The organism is Palleronia sp., assembly GCF_042089775.1.
Taxonomy (GTDB): domain Bacteria; phylum Pseudomonadota; class Alphaproteobacteria; order Rhodobacterales; family Rhodobacteraceae; genus Palleronia.
This window is the reverse complement of the sequence record NZ_JBELKF010000044.1, coordinates 1-20,467: the sequence shown is the minus strand read 5'-3', so window position 1 is coordinate 20,467 and position 20,467 is coordinate 1. Positions and strand designations below refer to the sequence as shown.

Annotated in this window: 14 protein-coding genes and 3 pseudogenes; 13 read left to right on the top strand and 4 right to left on the bottom strand. The window is 63.4% G+C overall.

Annotation, left to right across the window (positions count from 1 at the left end; genetic code table 11):
- The first annotated feature begins 124 nt into the window (after positions 1–124).
- The 10 genes from ACFDS3_RS11900 (at position 125) to ACFDS3_RS11855 (ending at position 13,232) form a co-directional block, all read left to right on the top strand.
- On the top strand, positions 125–2,230 hold the full coding sequence (locus tag ACFDS3_RS11900; protein ID WP_375262568.1) for an EAL domain-containing protein: 2,106 nt from the start codon (positions 125–127) through the stop codon (positions 2,228–2,230).
- A 217-nt stretch (positions 2,231–2,447) separates the two neighbouring features.
- A complete protein-coding gene (locus ACFDS3_RS11895; RefSeq protein ID WP_375262567.1) occupies positions 2,448–3,554 on the top strand; it encodes a 5-methyltetrahydropteroyltriglutamate--homocysteine S-methyltransferase in 1,107 nt (368 codons plus the stop codon).
- 514 nt (positions 3,555–4,068) lie between these two features.
- Positions 4,069–4,656, top strand: a complete 588-nt coding sequence (locus tag ACFDS3_RS11890; RefSeq protein WP_375262566.1) for a TRAP transporter small permease — start codon at positions 4,069–4,071, stop codon at positions 4,654–4,656.
- Positions 4,656–6,131, top strand: a complete 1,476-nt coding sequence (locus ACFDS3_RS11885) for a TRAP transporter large permease (protein WP_375262565.1) — start codon at positions 4,656–4,658, stop codon at positions 6,129–6,131. Before ACFDS3_RS11890 ends, ACFDS3_RS11885 begins: the two co-directional genes overlap by 1 nt.
- A gap of 20 nt (positions 6,132–6,151) precedes the next feature.
- On the top strand, positions 6,152–7,207 hold the full coding sequence (dctP, locus tag ACFDS3_RS11880) for a TRAP transporter substrate-binding protein DctP (protein WP_375262564.1): 1,056 nt from the start codon (positions 6,152–6,154) through the stop codon (positions 7,205–7,207).
- A gap of 301 nt (positions 7,208–7,508) precedes the next feature.
- Entirely contained in the window at positions 7,509–9,014 is a 1,506-nt protein-coding gene (locus ACFDS3_RS11875) for an alpha-N-arabinofuranosidase (RefSeq protein WP_375262563.1), read from the top strand.
- A gap of 3 nt (positions 9,015–9,017) precedes the next feature.
- A complete protein-coding gene (locus ACFDS3_RS11870) occupies positions 9,018–10,091 on the top strand; it encodes an ABC transporter ATP-binding protein (protein WP_375262562.1) in 1,074 nt (357 codons plus the stop codon).
- A gap of 72 nt (positions 10,092–10,163) precedes the next feature.
- A complete protein-coding gene (locus tag ACFDS3_RS11865; protein ID WP_375262561.1) occupies positions 10,164–11,450 on the top strand; it encodes an extracellular solute-binding protein in 1,287 nt (428 codons plus the stop codon).
- Between the two features lie 67 nt (positions 11,451–11,517).
- The gene (locus ACFDS3_RS11860) at positions 11,518–12,405 is read left to right on the top strand and encodes a carbohydrate ABC transporter permease (protein ID WP_375262560.1); all 888 of its coding nucleotides are present in this window, start codon (positions 11,518–11,520) and stop codon (positions 12,403–12,405) included.
- Positions 12,402–13,232 carry a carbohydrate ABC transporter permease gene (locus ACFDS3_RS11855; RefSeq protein ID WP_375262559.1) on the top strand — a complete coding sequence of 277 codons (831 nt, stop codon included), beginning with the start codon at positions 12,402–12,404 and terminating at the stop codon, positions 13,230–13,232. Before ACFDS3_RS11860 ends, ACFDS3_RS11855 begins: the two co-directional genes overlap by 4 nt.
- A gap of 9 nt (positions 13,233–13,241) precedes the next feature.
- On the opposite strand, the gene ACFDS3_RS11850 is transcribed toward ACFDS3_RS11855, so the two are convergent.
- The gene (locus tag ACFDS3_RS11850) at positions 13,242–14,021 is read right to left on the bottom strand and encodes a FadR/GntR family transcriptional regulator (protein WP_375262558.1); all 780 of its coding nucleotides are present in this window, start codon (positions 14,019–14,021) and stop codon (positions 13,242–13,244) included.
- Positions 14,022–14,193: 172 nt separating this feature from the next.
- Between ACFDS3_RS11850 and ACFDS3_RS11845 the strand changes: the two are divergent.
- A pseudogene (locus tag ACFDS3_RS11845) lies at positions 14,194–14,684 on the top strand (IS3 family transposase); the annotation flags it as partial.
- 94 nt (positions 14,685–14,778) lie between these two features.
- A pseudogene (locus ACFDS3_RS11840) lies at positions 14,779–14,967 on the top strand (integrase core domain-containing protein); the annotation flags it as partial.
- Between the two features lie 112 nt (positions 14,968–15,079).
- Here the strand turns inward: ACFDS3_RS11840 and ACFDS3_RS11835 are convergent.
- Together ACFDS3_RS11835 and ACFDS3_RS11830 are read right to left on the bottom strand one after the other, a co-directional pair.
- Positions 15,080–15,853, bottom strand: a pseudogene (locus ACFDS3_RS11835) (IS5 family transposase).
- Between the two features lie 245 nt (positions 15,854–16,098).
- Entirely contained in the window at positions 16,099–17,868 is a 1,770-nt protein-coding gene (locus ACFDS3_RS11830; RefSeq protein ID WP_375262557.1) for an EAL domain-containing protein, read from the bottom strand.
- A gap of 381 nt (positions 17,869–18,249) precedes the next feature.
- On the opposite strand from ACFDS3_RS11830, the gene ACFDS3_RS11825 reads away from it, so the two are divergent.
- On the top strand, positions 18,250–19,002 hold the full coding sequence (locus ACFDS3_RS11825; protein WP_375262556.1) for a sulfite exporter TauE/SafE family protein: 753 nt from the start codon (positions 18,250–18,252) through the stop codon (positions 19,000–19,002).
- A gap of 70 nt (positions 19,003–19,072) precedes the next feature.
- Here the strand turns inward: ACFDS3_RS11825 and ACFDS3_RS11820 are convergent, their stop codons facing one another.
- Complete coding sequence (locus ACFDS3_RS11820) at positions 19,073–20,026, bottom strand: YihY/virulence factor BrkB family protein (RefSeq protein ID WP_375262555.1); 954 nt, start codon at positions 20,024–20,026, stop codon at positions 19,073–19,075.
- Positions 20,027–20,467 lie beyond the last annotated feature (441 nt).

The following is a 20,467-nucleotide window of genomic DNA, read 5'->3' as shown; positions in this document are numbered from 1 at the left end:
TGGCGCGGCCTGCTAGCTTGCTAGGTATATTTTTTACAACCATTGCGATTACCTCCTGATGCACCTCTCAACCGTTCTCATGCATGAAGATGAGCGGATCGCTGTCCTTGATGCTTTTTCAGTCGTGGACACGCCGCCTGAGGAAGAATTCGACCGCATCGTGCGGATGGCGTCCCGCGCGTTCCAGGCCAAGACAGCCCTTGTGGCGTTCGTTCACCGCGATCGTCAATTCTTCAAGGCGCGATTCGGGATGGAGCTGTTCGAGACCGAGAGAGAGCTTTCCTTCTGCGCTCACACCATCAAGGAGAATCATGTCCTCGTTGTCCCGGACGCAACGAAGGACGAGCGTTTCAAGAACAATTCGCTCGTGACGGGCGACCCGTTCATTCGCTTCTACGCAGGTGCTCCGCTTGTCACACCCTCAGGGTATAAGCTCGGGACGCTCTGCATCATTGACCCAGAGCCGCGCGAAAATTTCTCGATCCGCGACTGCGGGCTTCTTCAGGATCTGGCCGACCTGGTGATGGAGCGTCTCGAACTGCGGCGCCTGCAAGCGCTGGAGAAATCGAGCCGCAGCCAGTTCGAGATGATCTCGGCGTCGACCTCGGACGCGATCGTTTGCACTGATTCCCAGGGTGTCATCACTTCCTGGAACGACGCGGCAACGACGGTCTTCCAGTGGAATGCAACCGAGGTTCTGGGCCAGCCCTTCGACGTGGTCTTGCATCCCAGCCTGCATGAACCGTTCCATGACGCGCTGCGGAGGAATTCTTCGATTCATCACGGTTCGACACCGTGGGTCGGGCGGCCGCTCGAGGTTGTGGGTATCGATCGGGAGGGGCGGGAAATCCCGATCGAGATGTCGATCGCGCAGTGGCAAGTCAACGGGCGCTTCGAATACGGCGCGAGCATTCGCAACGTGTCCGAGAGGAAGCGCATCGAAGCTGAATTGCGCTACGCCGCAGAGCATGACGCACTCACCGGCCTATACAACCGTGCGTATCTGCAGTCGCGGCTGCGCGAGGCAGAGCAACGGGACGATGCCGTGACGCTGCTTTTGCTGGACCTCGATGGGTTCAAGGAGGTGAACGACACGTTTGGCCACTCGACCGGCGACGGGGTGCTCCGCATCGTTGCAGAGCGCTTGCGCCAAGCAGGCGGGCGAAAATGCTTCCTCTCGCGCTTGGGCGGAGACGAGTTCGTGGTCCTGGTTTTCGGAGAATGCGGCCTCCGACAAGCCGAAATGCTTGCGCCGGACATGATCGCGAGCATCTCGCGTCCCATCCGCTATGAGGGCAGGACGATCCAGATCGGCGCCAGTGCGGGCCTGTCCTGGCGGCGTTGCGGAGGATGCGGGGGAGGGGAATTGCTGGGGAACGCGGACTTCGCGCTTTATCAAGCCAAGGAGGAAGGGCGCGGCACGGTCAGGAAGTTCGAAGAGCACCTGCGCAGTGCGGCAATGGCCAAGGCCAAGTTAGGATCGGATCTGACGACGGCATGGAAGCGAAATGAGTTCGAACTGTATTTCCAGCCGCAAGTCGCGCTGTGCGACGGCAGGATCACCGGCGCCGAGGCCCTCATCCGATGGAACCGGCCCGACTGCGGCGTGGTCCCGCCCCGGGAGTTCTTGCCGATCCTGCAGCACAGCGTCTTGGTCGAAACCGTGGGCGAATGGGTGTTGCGAACCGCCTGTGCCTACGCCTCCGAGTGGCGCCGCGATCTGCGGCCGGACTTCAGGATCGCCGTAAATCTCTTTGCGGCCCAGTTTTACAACGGGCATCTGGAGGAGCTTGTTGGCGATGTCCTCCTGACGACGGGGCTTCCTCCGACCGCGCTGGAGCTTGAGCTGACCGAGACCGTCCTTCTCACGGAAGAGAAGACTGCTTCGGCGCCGTTGAGCCGCCTGAGGCAGCGGGGAGTGTCGATTGCTTTTGATGATTTCGGGACCGGATACGCGACTTTCAGCATGCTCAAGTCGATGCCCGTCACCCGCCTTAAGATCGACCGCTCTTTCATCAGCGCCGGGCTGATGGCCCGGGAGGATCTCGCCGCCGTCGAAGCGATCATGGTCCTGGCTCGCGGGTTCGGGCTCAAGGTCACGGCCGAGGGCATCGAAACCGCCGAACAGGCCGCAATCGTCAAGAGCCACGGCTGTGCCGAAGGCCAGGGATACATCTTCGGGCGCCCGATGCCGGCAGACGCTTTCGAAAGGATGCTTCGGGCCCAGTGATCCGGCACGCAGTGGCTTCTGCGTCGGGTCGCCTCCCGCCGCAGTCGCGCAATTGCGTGGCAGTGCAGGCCGTGTCAGCAAAGCGCGAGGCAGCCGCGGGTGCGTTTCCGGGTCAGGCTACGGTGGTGGTCGGTCGGGCAGTTCCCCTTCTGCCCGATAGGGGGTATCGACAGTTGCGCGCGCTGGATCGCCAGCACACCAACTTCAGGAGCAGTCCATGACTACCGACAATGCAAAATCCCCCCCGTTCCGTGCTGACCACGTGGGCAGCCTCCTGCGTCCTGCCGCCATCGCCCAAGCCCGCGCCGCCGGGGTCTCGGGCGAGGCGCTGCGCGAGATCGAGGACGCCGAGATCCCGCGGCTGATCCAGCGTCAGGAAGAGATCGGCCTGCCCGTCGTCACGGATGGCGAAGCGCGGCGGGCCTTCTGGCACTACGACTTCATGGGGATGCTCGACGGGATCGAGTTCGAGGAAAAGACAGGCGCGGGCCTCGGGTTCAAGGGCGCCGACATCAGCCTCTTTCCCGTCTGCAACGGTCAGCTCGCCTTCCCCGCAGATCACCCGATGCTGGACCATTACCGCTTCGTGGCCGAGCGCACCAAGGTCTGCCCCAAGATCTCGATCCCCGGGCCCTCGGCGATCCATTTCCGGGTGACGCCCGAGACGATCCGGCACGAGCCGTACAAGGATCACGAGACGTTCTTCGCCGGCATCGTCGATGCCTATAAGGATGCGGTCGCGGCCTTCTACGAAGCCGGCTGCCGCTATCTGCAGCTCGACGACATCTTCTTTGCCTATCTCTGTGACGAGACGCAGCGCGAGAAGCGCCGCGAGATGGGGCAGGACCCGGACTGGCTGATCGAGCGCTACGGCTGGATGCTGAACGAGGCGATCAAGGATCGTCCGAGCGACATGACCATCGGGATGCACATGTGCCGCGGCAACTTCCGCTCGAGCCACGTCGCTTCCGGCGGATACGAAGCGGTGGCCGAAGCGATCTTTGGTGCCGACGTGGACGTCTACTTCATGGAGTACGATACCGAGCGGGCAGGGGGGCTCGAGCCCCTGCGCCTGCTGCCCAAGGGCAACAAGCGCATCATGGCCGGCTTCATCACCACCAAGACGCCCGAGCTCGAGGAGATGGACTGGCTGAAGCGCAAATTCGACGAGGCCTCGGCCTACGTGGACCTCGATCAGCTGGGAATCGCGCCGCAATGCGGATTCTCCTCGACCGAGCACGGAAATGCGGTGACCGAGGACGACCAGTGGCGCAAGCTGGAGCGCGTCGTGACACTCGCGCGTGACATCTGGGGCAGCGTCTAACGCGCGGGCGAGATCCCTCATAGGCACGCGCGCTTCTGGACGAGGCCGCGTGCCGCAGGGCGTCGAGATGCCGTCGGCGACCGGCTCGAGCGCTCCCTTTCATAGGGCTGGTGCAAGGGAAGACCGGAGTCATCTGTGGAGCAGGGCCGAGTATCGGCTTCGACCCGATCCAGAGCGGCGCGCTTCTCTGCGGAATTGTGCGGCTGGGCCGAACCAGCAAGATGTCTGCTTCAGGCTGGGCCGGCCGACCGCGTCTCAGCCTGGAGTGCCGCCGTTATCGGCGCCGGTGCCTATCGCGCGCGTGCCATGGCATGACGATGCCATGCTGGTGGCGAGGCCCCAAGGACCCCTTCAAAGGTGAGACCGCTAACCCGCACGCGGATGGGCGGGTTCGAGAGCTGAAGGCCAGGCAACGCGGCGATCAAACCCGGTGTTGTTTCCCGATGGGCAGCCACACGGTTTCGCGTCACATTGGGCACGGCGAACTAGGGTCCGCTCGGAGGGGAGAAGAAATTTGCCAGTACTTGCAGCCATCTTGACGCCGCTCGGCGCGGTAAACGTATGGACCTTGGCGCTTGGCCGCGCCGTCGCGCTCTGCGCTCTGGCGGCGATGGTCGCGGTCATCCTGCTGCAGGTCTGGTATCGTTACGTCATGGGTGCGGCCCTGCCCTGGCCGGACGAGGCGGCGCGGTTCCTGATGCTTTGGATGACGGGCCTCGCCGCGCCCACGGCCTACCGGCAGTCCGGTTTCGTCGCTATCGACATGGTGCGCGACCTGCTGCCGGGGCGTCTGGCGTCGATCCTCGCGCTGATGCTGCTGGCAATGTCGCTCTGTGTTCTCGTCCTGGGCATCCAGCTTGGTTGGGACCACGTCCAGTCGGGGTGGCTCTTCAACTCGTCCTCGCTGCGACTGCCGCTCGACCTCGTGGGCGGCAGCTCGGTTCGCCTCAAGCTCGCCTGGATGTACATGTCGGTTTGGGTCTGCATGGTCCTGCTGACCAGCGTCAACGTCGAGCTGATCCTGCGCGAGATTGTCCGGATCGGCGGGCGGGCGGACGCGCTGTCCCCGATCCGCCATGCCGACCTGCCCGAGGCCGAGTAATGCTGATCTGGTTCCTGCCCGTCTTCCTGACGCTTCTGATGATCGGGCTGCCGGTCTTCTTCGCCCTCCTGTTTGCGCCCGGTGCGCTGCTGTGGTTTGCCGGGCAGGAGCGTGACCTCGCCCTGCTTTACCGCAACCTCTACAACGGCATGGACAGCTTCCCGCTGATGGCGCTGCCGTTCTTCCTGCTCGCGGGCGAAATCATGAATCGCGGCGGCATCACCGAGCGGCTGGTGGCTTTCGCACAGGCGTTCATGGGGCATCTCAGGGGCGGCCTCGCCCACGTCAACATCCTGTCGTCGATCCTGTTCGCGGGACTGTCGGGATCGGCGGTGGCCGACACCTCCGCGCTCGGCTCGACCCTGATCCCGGCGATGGAGAAGCAGGGATATACCCGCCGCTTCGCCGCTGCGATCACCGCCGCCTCGTCGGTCATCGGCCCGGTAATCCCGCCTTCGGGGATTATGATCATCTACGCCTACGTCATGGGCCAGTCGGTTGCCGCCCTGTTCCTTGCCGGCATCGTTCCGGGCCTGCTGGTCGGGATCGGCCTGATGATCATGGTCCGCTTCATGGCGAACCGCTACGACCTGCCCAAGGCCGAACGCGTGGTGCCAGGCGACGTCACCATCGCCCCGGTCGAGCACTGGGTCAGCTTCGTGCTGCTGCGCGCCAACCTCGCCGGGCTGCTCTGGCTCGTCACGCGCCTCCTGCCCGACGGCCCGTGGAGCGGCGGCTGGCCGGTCTTCGTCGCCCTGCTGATCCCCGCGCATCTCGTGTTGCTGGCCTATCGCCGCCGCGTCTCGCCCGAGTATCGCATCGTCTACAAGAAGGCCGTGGCGCCCCTGCAGACCCCGATCATCATCCTCGGCGGCATCCTGCTGGGCGTCTTCACCCCAACCGAGGCCGCGGCCGGTGCGGTGCTCTATGCCCTGGTAATCTCGTTCGGGGTGCTGGGCACGATGACGCTTTCGGACCTCGGGGCCGTGCTGCGCCGGTCGGCCATCGCCTCGGCCACGGTGCTGCTGCTGGTGGGGGCCGCGGTGTCGTTCAAGACCGTCGTCAGCCTCAGCCACGCCCCCGAAATCCTGGCCGATTTCATCCTCGGCCTCTCTGAAAACCCGCTGACGCTGCTGTTTCTCATCAACGTGCTGCTCTTCGTGGTCGGCATGTTCCTGGATGCCGGGCCGGCGATCATCATCCTGGGGCCGATCCTGGGACCAGTCTTCACCTCGCTCGGCGTCGATCCGGTGCATTTTGCCATCATCATGAGCGTCAACCTGACCGTGGGACTGGCCACGCCGCCGATGGGGCTGGTGCTTTTCGTGACCTCCGCGGTGTCGGGCGAGCGGGTCGAGACGATCTCGAAGGCCATTCTTCCCTTCATTGCGGTGGAGATCCTTGTCATCCTGCTTGTCACCTACATCCCGGCCCTGTCGCTGACGGTTCCGCGCCTGACGGGATTCCTGAACTGAACGTCCAAGGGGAGGACACGATGCTGAAGCGAACGCTACTCACGGGCCTGATGGCCGCGTCACTGGTTGCAGGGGCGGCCCACGCCCAGGAATACACCCTGCGCGCCACCGCGAACTCGAACGAGCAGGACGAGGATTACGACGGCCTCGTCGTCTTCAAGGACTATGTCGAGAAGGCGTCGAACGGGGCCATCGAGGTCGAGCTGTTCATCGGCACGCAGCTTTGCGCAAACGGCGCCGAGTGCATCCAAGGCGTGGCGGACGGCTCGATCGACATCTTCGTCGCCACGAGCGGCGGGGCCGCGGGAATCTTTCCCTACATCCAGGTCTTCGACCTGCCTTATCTGATGCGCGATGACCGCGTGGCCGAGGCTGTTCTGACCGATCCAGAGTTCGTCGGTACGCTGCGCGACATGGCGCTGGAAAGCTCGGGCGACACGGTCCGCGTCATGACGGTCGGCAACACGGGCGGGTGGCGCAACTTCGCCAATACCGAGCGGCGGATCGCGACGCCCGAGGACCTCGAGGGGCTCAAGATCCGCACGGTGGTCGCCGAACTGCCGCAAGAGGTGGTCTCGACCCTCGGCGCGTCGCCGACGCCCGTACCTTGGCCCGAACTCTTCACGTCGCTGCAGACCGGCGTCGTCGAAGGGACCAAGAACGGAATCACCGACATCATGAACATGAAGTTCCCCGATGCCGGGCTGACCTACCTGACGCTCGACGGGCACGCCTACATGGCCGCGATCTGGCTGATGAACAACGAGACGTTCCTGTCGATGCCCGAGGAGTTGCGTCGCGTCGTCGTCAACGGCTTCGCCGAATTGCAGCAGGCGACTTTCGCCTCGCCCAAGCGCAAGCAGATCGAAGCCTACGAGGCGTTCACCGAGGCGGGCGGCGAGATCTACGTCCCGACTCCGGCCGAGATGCAGGCCTTCGCCGAGGCTGCCGCACCCGTCTACGACTGGTTCGAGGCGAATATCGAGGGCGGTACCGAAATGCTCGACGCCCTACGTGCCAGCGCCGCCCGCGCCGAAGAACAGATCGACGCGGAGATGCAGGTCGCTATCCAGTAGAGCGCGGTCTTGCGGCGCCCCAAGGGGCGCCGCTTCCTCGGTGCTGGCGGCACGCGCTGCGCGGGGCGCCAAGCTTCCAGCCCGATACCTTGAGCGTTCGTGGGGCGTTCGGTCCCATTGTCCGTTCATATCCCCTCATTCCCGGTCTGCTCAGTCGCTCCGAACGACGGAGCCAACGCGGACGCGTGTCCTGTAGCAGCTGCCCCCCCCCCCCGCCGACATTTTTCAGGCTGGAATTGCGCCTGTTGACAGAGCCTCGCGCTGCGGTAAGGTTTTGTAGGACAAATGGGGGGAGGACTCGATGCGGGTTTCAGCCGCGATCCATCGCGCATTCGAGATCAGTAAGATCGACGACCGGCTTTACGCCGCTTTTATCGAGCACATGGGCCGAGCGATCTATTCGGGCATCTATGAACCCGGACATCCCGAGGCGGACGAGCATGGCTTCCGCAAGGACGTTGCGCAGATGGTGCGTGACCTGAATATCCCGGCGATCCGCTACCCTGGCGGCAATTTCGTGTCGGCCTACAACTGGGAAGACGGGATCGGCCCGAAAGAGGATCGCCCCGTTCGCCTCGACCTCGCCTGGCGCAGCAAGGAAAGCAACCAGGTCGGTATCAACGAGTTCGCCACCTGGGCCGAAAACGTGGGCATCGACATGATGCTGGCGGTCAACCTCGGCTCGCGCGGCATCTCGGATGCGCGCAACTTCGTGGAATACGTCAACCATCCGTCGGGCACCTACTGGTCCGACCTGCGCCGCAGCCACGGGGTCGAGAAGCCATATAACGTGAAGATGTGGTGTCTCGGGAACGAGATGGATGGTCCCTGGCAGATCGGCCACAAGGAAGCCAAGGAATACGGGCGCCTCGCCGACGAAACCGCAAAGGCGCTGCGCCAGCTGACGCCGGGTGCCGAAATGGTGGTGTGCGGGTCGTCGAACGACGAGATGCCGACCTATCCCGAATGGGAGCGCGGTGTTCTGGAAGAGTGCTACGAGAATGTCGACTACATCTCGCTGCACAAGTATTTCGGCAATTCCAGCCGCGATACGCTGAACTTCTTCGGCAAGGTCGAGGAAACCGGTCGCTACATCCAATCCATCGCCGGCGTGATCGATTTCGTAAAGGCCAAGAAGCGCGCCAAGAACGATGTCTATATCTGCTTCGACGAATGGAACGTCTGGTACCACAAGCGCGAGCAGGACTCGAAGAACTGGAAGAGCTGGGACTGGCCCGAGGCGCCCGCGCTGCTGGAAGAGGACTACAACTTCGAAGATGCGCTCTTCATCGCTTGCCTCTTGAACGAGTTCATCCGCCGATCCGACCGGGTGAAGATCGCCTGCATTGCGCAGCTGGTGAATGTGATCGCCCCGATCCGTGCCGAAAAGGACGGCGCGGCCTGGAGGCAGTCGATCTACTGGCCCTACCAGTTGGCGTCGCTCTACGGGCGCGGCACGGCGCTGCGCGTGTCGGTCGACGGGCCGACCTACGACTGCAGCGTCGCCGACGACGTACAGTATCTAGACGTCGCCGCGACCCATGACACCGCGGGCGGCACCGTGGCGCTGTTCCTGGTGAATCGGCACCTGACCGAAGAGGCGGACCTGCGGCTGTCGCTCACCGGGTTCGAGGGCGCACATGTCATCGACCACCAGGTGATGGAAGGGCACGACCTGCGCGCGACGAACGGGCCGGACAGCGAGGCCATCGCGCCGACGCAGGGCGCCGGATTGGGAGTCGAGGACGGGGTGCTCGGCGGTAAGCTGGCGCCGCTGTCCTACCATGTCGTCCGGCTCAGCGTGTAAGCCATGTCGGGCGTCAAACTCACCAACGTGCAGAAATCTTTCGGGGCCGTGGACGTCATCAAGGGCGTCTCCCTTGAGGTCCCGAAGGGCGAGTTCGGTGTCTTCGTGGGCCCGTCAGGCTGCGGAAAGTCTACGCTGCTGCGCATGATCGCAGGGCTTGAGGATACCAGCGGCGGCAAGATCGAGATTGGCGGCCGCGACGTGACGAACGTCGAGCCCGCGAAGCGCGGCGTCGCGATGGTGTTCCAGTCCTACGCGCTCTATCCGCACCTGAGCGTGGCCGACAACATGGGCTTCTCGTTGCGGCTGGCCCGCGCCCCCCGCGCCGAGCGAGAGGAAAAGGTACGCGAGGCGGCCAGAATCCTGCAGCTGAGCGACCACCTGGACAAGAAGCCCTCGGCCCTTTCCGGCGGACAGCGGCAGCGGGTCGCCATCGGGCGCGCGATCGTGCGCGAGCCCGACGTGTTCCTGTTCGACGAGCCTCTGTCAAACCTCGATGCCGAGCTGCGCGTCCAGATGCGGCTGGAACTCACGCGCCTGCACCGGCAGATCGGGGCGACGATGATCTACGTCACCCATGACCAAGTCGAGGCGATGACGCTGGCTGACGACATCTTCGTGCTGAAGGGGGGCCACGTCATGCAGTCGGGGCGGCCCCTGACGCTGTATGACGACCCGGACAACCGCTTCGTGGCGGGCTTCATCGGCTCGCCTGCCATGAACTTCATCGACGCCGTCGTCAGCCACAGCGATGAAACGGGGATCACCGCCCGAGGCGAAGATGGCGAGCTTCGCGTTGCGCTCGACGGAGCCAAGCCGGGGGAGGGGACAAAGCTCGTGCTGGGCGTGCGCCCCGAGCACCTGTCGCCGGTCGAGAGCGGCGGTCTTCCTGTCACGGTGGAGGTCGCCGAAGAGCTTGGCGGGAACTCCTACCTGCACACGCGCTCGGCCTCCGGTGCCGATCTGGTCTTCGAACGGCGCGGTAGCCGTGATCGCCTGGAGGGGCAGACGCTGCGCCTCGATGCGCCGCCGGACAAGGTTTTCGCCTTCACGCCTGACGGCGTGAGGCTTCGGTAGGTTCTGCCCGAACGGCAGGGCCAGAGGGAGGGGACGCGTCGGTGCGCGGCCCGGTTCAAGGAGGAGAACCGAATGAAACTTACGACATTTGCACGAATTTCCGCTTTTGCAGCGCTCGCAGGGACGGCGATGCCGGCCTATGCCCAGCAGACCGTGACGTGGTGGGACTTCTTTGCCGGCGGCGACGGCGTACGGATGAAGGCGCTCATCGAGCAGTTCAACGAAGAGCATCCGGACATCCAGATCGAAGCCACCACGCTGGAATGGGGTGTGCCGTTCTACACCAAGATCCGCACGTCTGCCGCCGTCGGCGCCGGACCGGACCTGATGACCTACCACCTGTCGCGCTTGCCCCTCGGCTTGGACGAAGGGGTGCTGACGCCGATCACCGAAGCCGACATGGAAGCGGCCGGGCTGAGCGAAGACGACTTCTTCGAGCGCTCGATCAACGCGGCCAAGGGGCCCGATGGCACGCTCTACGCCGTGCCCTTCGATATCCATTCGATCGTGCTCTACTACAACAAATCCTACCTTGAAGGGACGCGCTTCCTCGATGACGAGGGCAACCTGACGGGCATCGAAAACCTCGACGACTTCGAAGAGGCGATGCAGGCCGCGGCCGATAACGGGTCGGAAACGCCGGTGACCTACGCGACGGGTGACGATGGCGGCGCCTACCGTGTCTTCTATACGCTGCTCGCCCAGCAGGGCGGCACGCTGATCTCGGAGGACGGCGAGGTGCTGCCCGGCGACAGCACCGAGAAGGCGATCCGCGCGGTCGAGATCATGACCAACTGGCAGGAGCAGGGCTGGCAGCCCGAGCAGGCGCTCTACGAGGCTTCGGTCGCGCTGTTCACGTCGGGTCAGTCCGCGTTCCAGCTCAACGGGGTGTGGGAAGTGCCGACGATGAAGGACCTCGAGGCGGACGGCTCGCTCGGGTTCGAATGGGGCGCGGTCGAGGTGCCCCAGCTGATGGACACCCAGACCACCTGGGCCGACAGCCACGCCTGGGCGATCCCGGTCCAGGGCGACGAAGAAATGTCCGCCGAAAAGCGCGAGGCCGTCATGGAAGTGGTCGGCTGGATGGAGAAGAACGCGATCCAGTGGGCCGACGCCGGGCACATCCCCGCCTACAAGCCGGTCGCCGAAAGCGCCGAGTTCGAGGCGATGGAACCCAACGCCACCTACGCCGAACTGGCCGAGGACGCGACCTACGATCCGCGCAGCATCGTCGCCGGGGTGGCCTCGCCGACCTATGACGCCGCGCTGAACATCATCTCGCCGGCGGTGCACGGTTACCTGTCGCCCGAGGATGCGGTCGAGCAGATGAAGGTCGAACTTCAGAACCGCATGCAGTGACGACCGGCCCTTGCGCGCAACCTGCCGCGCGGGGGCTTCTCAAAGACTTGGGAGGAGATCTGACGACATGGCCATGATCCGGAACAGATCGCGACACAGGCTCGTGGCGTTCTCGCTGATCCTGCCCTTCGTGGCTATCTTCGCGCTGGTGTTCGCCTACCCGATCGTCGAGGTCGTCCGCATGAGCTTCACCGATGCGCCGCTGATCGGCGGCGGCAACTGGGTGGGGTTCGCGAACTACGAAAGGCTGTTCTCGGACCGGCTCTTCTACACCTCCCTGAAGAACAACGGATATTTCGTGCTGCTGACGGTCGTGCCGACGACCGCGCTCGCCCTCGTCATCGCGTTGGCCGTCAGCCGTCTTTCGGGCAGGATGCAGGCGCTGGCGCTGGTGCTTTTCTTCACGCCCTATGTGCTGCCGGTGTCGGTGGTCACGCAGATCTGGGCCTGGATGCTCGACTTCCAGTTCGGCATCCTGCAGCCGATGATCGAGTTCTTCACCGGCAAGCGCGTGCCCGTCTTCAAAAACCCGTTCTGGGTCATGCCGTCTGTGGCGGTCGTGACGATCTGGTGGACGAACGGCTTCAACGTGCTGCTTTTCATCGCCGGGCTGCGTAACATCCCCGAGGAGCTCTACGAGGCCGCCAAGCTTGACGGTGCGACGCGGCGCCAGCTCTTCTTCAGGGTGACGTGGCCGCTTCTGTGGCCGGTCACGGCGCTGGTGCTGACCTTGCAGCTGATCCTGCAGCTCAAGATATTCGACCAGATCTACCTCTTGTCCGAGGGCGGCCCGTTCAACTCCAGCTATGTGCTGCTGCTCATGGTCTATCGCGAGGCCTTCCAGCTGAACAACGGCGGCTACGCGGCCGCGATCTCGCTGGTGCTGTTCCTGTTGATCGTGGTGATCTCGGTGCTGCAGTTCCAGGTGCTTCGGATCGGGGGAAGAAACAGATGACCCGCAAGACTCGCCTTGAGAATGGTGTGCTGACCTGCATCACGTTGCTTGCCGGTCTGATCTGGATCTTCCCGCTCTACTGGGCCTTCGTCACGTCGGTCAGGACCGAGAACCGGGTGGTCTCGGCCGATGCGGGCCTGCTGCCGGACGAGCTGAACCTGTCGTCCTATGTCGACGCCCTGTTCAACACGAGCCTCATGGACTGGTACATCAACTCCATCGGCACCGCGGTCATCATCACGGCCGTCGTCCTGCTGACCGGCATGATGTGCGCCTATGCGCTCAGCCAGATGGAGTTCCCCGGCCGCCGCGTGCTCTACCTCGTCGTGCTGGCCAGCTTCATGGTGCCGGCGCAGGCGCTGGTGGTGCCGCAATTCGTGCTGATGAACGACCTCCACCTGATCAACCGCTGGGGCGGGATCATCCTGCCGCAGCTTGTCGTGCCGGTGGTCATCATCGTCTACAAGCAGTTCTTCGACGCCGTCCCGAAGGAGATGAAAGAGGCCGTGGTGCTGGACGGGGGCGGCGACTATACGCTTCTGTTCAAGGTCTACCTGCCGCTGAACTGGGGCATCACGACCGCCCTGGGGATCATCACCTTCATCATGTCGTGGAACGCGTTCCTGTGGCCCTTCCTCGTCGTGACGACCGAGGACATGATGACCATCCCCGTGGGCATTACTCAGGTGAACGACTCGTTCGGCGTCGCCTACGCGCGGATCATGTCGGTGGCGCTGCTGGCCGCGGCGCCGGTGGTGATCGCCTACCTGATCTTCCAGAAGCGTGTGACCGAGGCGGTGATGATCTCGTCCGGGGTGAAGGGCTAGAGGCCGCGCTCAGATCTTGAGCGTCGGCAGCCCCAGATCAAAGACCGTCGTGCCCTTGGAATCGAGCAGCGCGGTGTCGACGAGTTCCGTCATCAGCTTGCGCACGCCGTTCGGGTCGCGCGCCTCGATCCGCTCGAAGACGGCGGCGTGCTCCTCGACCGGGTTGCGCGTATGCGGGTGGGGCATATCGCGATAGCGGAAGGCGGTCGTATAGGCGACCGCGGCCGTGATCCCGGACTCGAGCGACAGCAGCACCGGGTTGTGCGAGCTGATCAGGATCGCGCGGTGAAAACTTGCATCGGCGGCGTGCCAGCTGTCCTCGGTCATGTCGCAATATCGCATCGCGTGCAGCGCCTCGCGAAAGAGCTCAAGGTCCTCTTCGGTCCGCCGCTCGGCGGCAAAGGCGGCGGCGGGCGGTTCGATCATCGCCCGCATCTCGTAAAGGGCGCGGATGTACCAGTCTGGCGGGGCGCCGCTTTCAAAGCTCCAGCGGACCACATCGGGATCAAGAAGCGACCAGTTTTCCCGCGGTGTGACCCGCGTTCCGCTGCGCGTGCGGGTGACGAGCATGCCCTTGCCGGCCAGACGTCTCAGCGCCTCGCGATAAGCGCCACGGGACATCCCGGTCTCTTCGAGAAAGTCCATCTCTTTGGGGATGCGCTGCCCGCTGGGAAAGGTGCCCGAGACGATCTTGCGCCCCAGCCAGTCGGCGATCGACTCGTTCTTTTTCTTTTCTGGCCACGCCGTCTGGTCGAGGGCGACAGTCAGGCCGGGAAATTTGTCTGACACCAACAGAAGATATCGCTGCAAGGCAGCCTGTCAATTCGGGCGGAATGTGCGGACGGTAGCCAGGGTCGCAAGTTCTGCGCTTGAGGGTCCCGCCGTGATTCTGCTGCCTCAGCCATGGCGCAGCAACGGGATCTGGGATCTGACCTGAGCCCCGTATCTTCCTCCAGTTTGTGCCAAGCGCAAGAAGATGATCGATCCCACCGCGAGGCTGAGCGTCAACCGTCAAGCTATCGGGACAAGGATCAGCCGGAGCAGCGTCTACTAAAACCAGCGCCTGTTTCGGATGCCGACCTGAAGCTGATGCACCGGATCGTTGAGCTGCACATGGAGTTCCCGTTCGCGCGTAGCCGGATGTTGCAAAGGCTGCTGGTGCAGGAGGGGTCTTAGGTCTGGTTGCTGCACATTGCCACGCTAATGAACCTCAAGGGGATCGAGGCGCTCTATCGCAAGCCGAACGTCTCCAAACCGGCGGCGGGATACAAGGCCTACCCCTATCTGCTCCGGAAACTGCCCATCAACCGCCCTAACCAGGGCTGGGCGGTGGACATCATCTACATTCCCGTGGCGCGGGGCGTCAACTGGCTGCCTGCCGTGCTGGACTGGTTCACCCGGCGCGTCCTGGACTTTCGGGTGTAGATCACGCTGGGGGTAGATTTTTGCATATAAGCTGTGGAGGAGGCGCTGACGAAACACGGTGCGCCCGAGATTTTCAATACCAATCACAGGCCAACCAGTCCACCTCGACCGACGTCTTCAAGGTGGCTGGCGAAACAACCTCCTCATCGAGCGCCTCTGGCGGACCATCACATACGAGGAAAACTACCTGAAGGCCTATGGCAGCGTCTCGGAAGCCCGAGCCGGGATCGGCTGCAATCTCGACTTCTAAAACAACCGGCGGCCTCATTCATCGCTTGGCGGGAAAATGCCCGATCAAGCTCACTTCAACCAGCCGATGTCCGATGTTGCAGCGGAAAGAACGAGATGGTCTTCTCTTAGAAGACGCCCGGAACCGATTCACCTCTCAAGTCAGGTGCCCCTTAGGCTCAGGACTCATTGATTTAGAGCCAGAACAAGACCGTTGCTGCGAGGGCGATCGCTGTCAGGAAGACCTTTGGGCACCGATCGTAGCGAGTGGCGACGCGGCGCCAGTCCTTCAGGCGCCCGAACATGATCTCGATCCTGCTGCGGCGCTTGTAGCGGCGTTTGTCATATCGGACCGGCTTGTCGCGCGACTTCCGCCCCGGGATGCAGGGGGTAATTCCCCTATCGACAAGGTCTTCGCGGGACCAGTCGGCATCATATCCGCGATCTCCCAGCAGCCATTCTGCCGGTGGCAAACTATCCATCAAAGCCCTGGCCCCGGTATAGTCGCTGACCTGACCGGCTGTGATGAAGAAACGGATCGGACGCCCGATACTGTCGGTGACGGCATGAAGCTTCGTGTTCATCCCACCTTTCGTCCGCCCGATCAGCCTGCCACGCCCCCCTTTTTCAACCGCAGGCTGGAAGCCGTGCGATGTGCTTTGAGATAAGTTGCGTCGATCATGATCGTCTTCCGTTCCGTGCCCTCGGCTGCCAACCCTTCCATGATCCTGGCGAACACACCCCGTTCGCAGCTGCGCTGCTCACCTCCACCGCTTCCACCGGTTGTAGAGCGTTTTCGGCGGCCCATACTCGCTGGGGGCATCGCACCAGCGCACCCCATTGCGGTTGATGAATATTATGCCGCTCAGGACCCGTCTGTCATCGACACGGGGACGGCCATGGCTCTTCGGGAAATACGGGTGAAGGCGCGCCATCTGCGCTTCGTTCAGCCAGAACAGGTTGCTCATGCACGTGGTCTCCTTGCGGAGCCTGAATCACGAGCGTCGTCCGCGATCAATGGGTCCTGAGCCTAGGGGCGGTCGCACGCGCGCCCACGGCTGCGGGATCCACCCAACATCCGCTGAAGCCTGAACGTTGCGAGCGAAGCGCTCGCCGACGGGCGCCGTGCGGGGCAGCCTTAGACAACCTGCGGTTTCTCCGAAAATGAGAGGCGGGAAACAGATCAGATCACGTTCCCGCTTCACCCAACCGGCTAGCCGGCTCGGACGCTGCGCTGGCAGGAGAGCAGGTTGAGCCACTCCCGAAACGCCGAAGCCTCCAACGGTTTGGAGAAGTGATATCCTTGCGCCTCGTCGCATCCCATGCCGGCAAGGATCGCCGCCGCCGCTGCCGTCTCGACACCCTCGGCCACCACGCGAAAACCCAGGTCGTGTGATAGAGCGACCATCGACCGCACCAGCGTCTGCTCTCGTTCGTGCTCGTTCAGGTCACGGACGAAGGACTGGTCGATCTTGACGACCTGCACCGGCAACCGCTGGAGGTAAGCCAGGCTGCTGTACCCCGTGCCAAAGTCATCGAGCGCTAGCTGCACACCAGCCGAGTTCAGAGCCAGCAGTTGTTCCGTTGCGCGGGCGATGTTTTCCATCCCGGCGCTCTCCGTCACCTCCAACTCGACAAGGCCCGGATGAAGACGGTGCTCTGCCAGGCAAAGCTGCACACGTTCGGCAAAGTCGCTCTCTTCCAGATTTGCCGCGGACACGTTGATCGAGAGCCGGAGGTCCAGACCGCCTGCTTGCCAAGCCGAAAGCTGCCGCATGGCAGTCCGAAGGACCCACTCTGTTGCGGGCTTGGCAAGCGACGTCTGCTCAACGATTGGAATGAACTCTTCGGGAGACACCGCTCCCAGAACAGGATGGGTCCAGCGCAGCAAGGCCTCGGCGCCGATGCACTGCCAGGACATCAGGTCGATGCGCGGCTGAAAGACGAGTCTCAGCTGATCCGGCGCCTCCAGTGCCGCGCCGAAATCGCTCAGCAGCTCGAACCGGCGCGCGTGAACGCGGTCGCGGTCAGGCGAGTAGACGCTGATGATGTTGCCTGTTGCACGCGCATCCTGCGCGGCACTGTAGGCCCGGCGCAATATATCCCGCGGGCTCGTGGTCCCGAGGACGATTGGGGTGACGCCGATGACGGTATCGACGGCGAACCGCACGCTCGAGATGCTTCGGCCATCGATGAGCATCGACGTGAGCAACGCGAGATATGACTCCGGATCCTGGTCCGGGGGAGACAGGAACGCAAATTGTGTGGCGGCCACGTGATAAGCCGTCCGCTCTGGACCCAGAGCGGCGCGAAGCGCCATGGCTGCCTGTTGCACCAGGTCGTCCGTGAACGACGGGCCGATGACGCGCAGGCCGTTGTCGAGTTGGTCGTTGCGCGCCAGATCCAACAGCACCGCGCAGCGGCGCTGACCCGCCTGATCCCGGCCGAGATCTTCCGTGTCGTCCAGGAACTGGGTTCTGTTGGGAAGTCCGCTTGACGGATCGATCCGGCCGAACGCGTGCTGCATCTCGATTTGGGCCATGACGATGTCGGCCAGATCGGCGAGGCTGGCCATCTCAGTGTCCGAGGTCTCACGTGGCTCGGTGCCGAGCACGCAGAGCGAGCCAAGCCCGAAGCCGTCGCGGGTCATGAGCGGAACCCCGGCATAGAAGCGGACGCCTGTTCCCGCTAGGAAGCTGTCTGCGTAATGATCGTCCGCGAGCAGATCGGGAATGATCAGCGCTGCGCTTGTCACCGCGACGTCAGCGCAAGGAGCTTTCTCGCGCGGGATGCTGTCGTGCTGCACGCCAACGCGCGACTTGAACCACTGTCGATCATGGTCGGTGAGCGACACAGCCGAGATGGGCAGACCGAAAATCTGCGCCGCCATCCGCGTGATGCGGTCAAAGCTCGCACTCGACGGCGTGTCCAGCAGGTTGAGCTGGTAAAGCGCATCAAGGCGCGCATCTTCGTTTTGGCGCATGGTCCAGACCTCCTTGCATCCGACTGTAGGCTGCAAAAACGATGCGAACTGTTAAGAAAGCGGCACTTTCAGAGCAAATAACTCACGCACCCAGCGAAATTTGCGGGCGAATTTCTGGACCTGCCGATGAGGCGGCAGCCAACGCTTCGGGCTGCATTTCTGCGGCCTGATCATCGTTTCATGCGTCAGCCGCTGATGGTGACCGCGATCCTTCCGCAGCTTCCGAAACGCCTCCGTCCTCGCCATCAGCGGCCACCGCTCAACAGAGTCCGTGATCGCGGGACCGAGCGTTGAACATCGGCTCGGACAGGTTCACCATGTGCGGCAAGGCCGAGCCCCTTGGACGGGCGACGTCGGCCTGATCAACGAAAGGGGCTGGCTGTGATCGACTGGACCGGGCTTTTGCTGGGCGCCACGGGCCTGGCGCTGGGCGGTATCCTGAAGGGCGCGACGGGCGCGGGGGCACCCGTGCTGGCGGTGCCGCTGTTGGCGATGCTCTACGACGTCAGGCTGGCGGTTGCGCTGCTGACATTGCCGAACCTCGTCTCGAATGTCTGGCAGGGGTGGAGCTACCGCCGGCACCTTCCCTCACGTGCGCTCGTCTTCGGCTTTGCGCTTGGCGGAGCTTTGGGCGCAGGAGTGGGAACGGTGATGCTGGTCAGCCTGCCCTCGGATCTTCTGATGCTCGGGGTGGCCGCGGCCGTTCTGCTCTATGTGGCGTTCCGGCTGGCCCGGCCCGACTGGAGCCTCGCGATGAAAGCTGCCGTCCGCCTCGCCCTTCCTGCCGGATTTGCGGGCGGGGTGCTGCAGGGGGCAACCGGTCTGTCGGCGCCGGTCTCCATCACCTTCATGAACGCGATCCGGATGGAACGCGGCGCATTTATCTCGGCGATCTCGGTGTTCTTCGCGCTGATGTCGGTGATCCAGATTCCGCTTCTGATGGCATGGGGCGTGCTGACGCCCCTCCGCGCGGCGCTGAGCGTCGGGGCACTTGTTCCACTTCTGGCGGCAATGCCCGTGGGTGCCGCCCTTGCGCGGCGGGTGTCGCGCACTGTATTCGACCGGATCATCCTGGGGCTGCTCACGCTGATCGCCCTGCGGATAGGAATCGGCGCTATTCTTGCCCTACGGTAGGTACAGCGCTTCCCAGACATCGCGTCATGGAAGGCGCTGACGAAACAGGGGGTGGCTTCGCAGCTGTCGTCTACGGCGTCTTGCCGACGGTGTCGGCCTTGGCGGCTCCGCGTTCGCCGCGTGGCAGGGGATCGCCCGTTGTCGTGTCGGTGGTGGTCTGGTGCTCCATCTCGGAATTGAGCTCTGCCCCGAAGAGGACGATGAACGCCGAAAGCCAGAGCCACGTCAGCAAGATGATGACCCCACCGAGGGCACCGTAAGTCTCGTTGTAGCTGCCGAAGTTTCGCACATAGATCGAAAACGCAATCGAGCCCAGAAGCCAGATGATGGTGCTGACGACTGCGCCGACGCTCACCCATTTCCATTGGGGATTCTCACGCGAAGGGCCGTAGCGATTGACCACTGCAAGCCCGAAGATCGTCAACAGGCCGACGAGCGGCCAACGGCCATAGGTGACGGCAGCCTTGACGCCCTCTGACAGCCCCAGTGCGCCCAGCAGCGCCGGTGCAGCGAGGGTCGCCGTGAAAGCGACGAGGATGCCCACGATCAGGAACAGCGTGAGCGCGAGCGCAGTGACGTTCAGGGCGATGAAACCGCGGCTCTCTTTTTCATCATAGGCGATGTTCATCCCTTCCATCAGCGTCTTCATGCCCTTCGATGCGCTGTAGAGCGACAGCAAGATGCCGCCGGCAGCGGCCAAGCCAACGCCTGTTCCGGCGCCCTCTGCCACTTTGCGCGCCTGCTCTTGCAGGATGGCGGCCGCGTTTTCTGGCAGCACCCCGGCGAGTCCTTCGAGCTGCGCCTCGATCGACGCGGGGTCAAAGATCAGCCCCGCGATCGAGATCAGCGCCGCTATGGCGGGAAAGACGGCGATCAGGCCGAAGAAGGCGACGCCTGCCGACACGATCGAGACATGGTCGGTCGTGATCTCGTCCTTCACGCGCAGCAGGATGTCGCGCCACCCGGGCTTGGGTATCGCCCGTGGACGATCTGCGTGCCGACCTCGATCTTTTGCATCCGCCATGACTGGTCCTTTCTAAGCTCAAATCAACAAGCCGCAGGCTGCCGGAGCGGTTGCATACTGGATGCTCTTTTACGCGGGGCAGGGAGCATTTCGCCCACAACTGGAGGCGTAATAGTGACAGGGGCACATCCGGCGACCCACTTATCCACGAAAGAGAGCAGCTAATAGCGTAAGCCACTGACCCGGCTTAGAATTTCAGAACTTTGCCTCATTTTGCGCTGCCTTTCAGTTTCTACTTCGTCCGGCGGGCATATGGCCAAGAGTGTCCGGCACTAAGCTCGACCTCCGGATCTGGATCTGCGCGATGTTTCTGGTGCGCACATCGAGTAAGGGCATCTCTTCGGTTGCGATGGGCATTGTTGCTGGGGGTAAACCGGAAAACCGCTGTAAGCATCCGGCGTAGGCCGCCGTCAGGCTGCTTGGCGATGCTCTGTGGCTTTC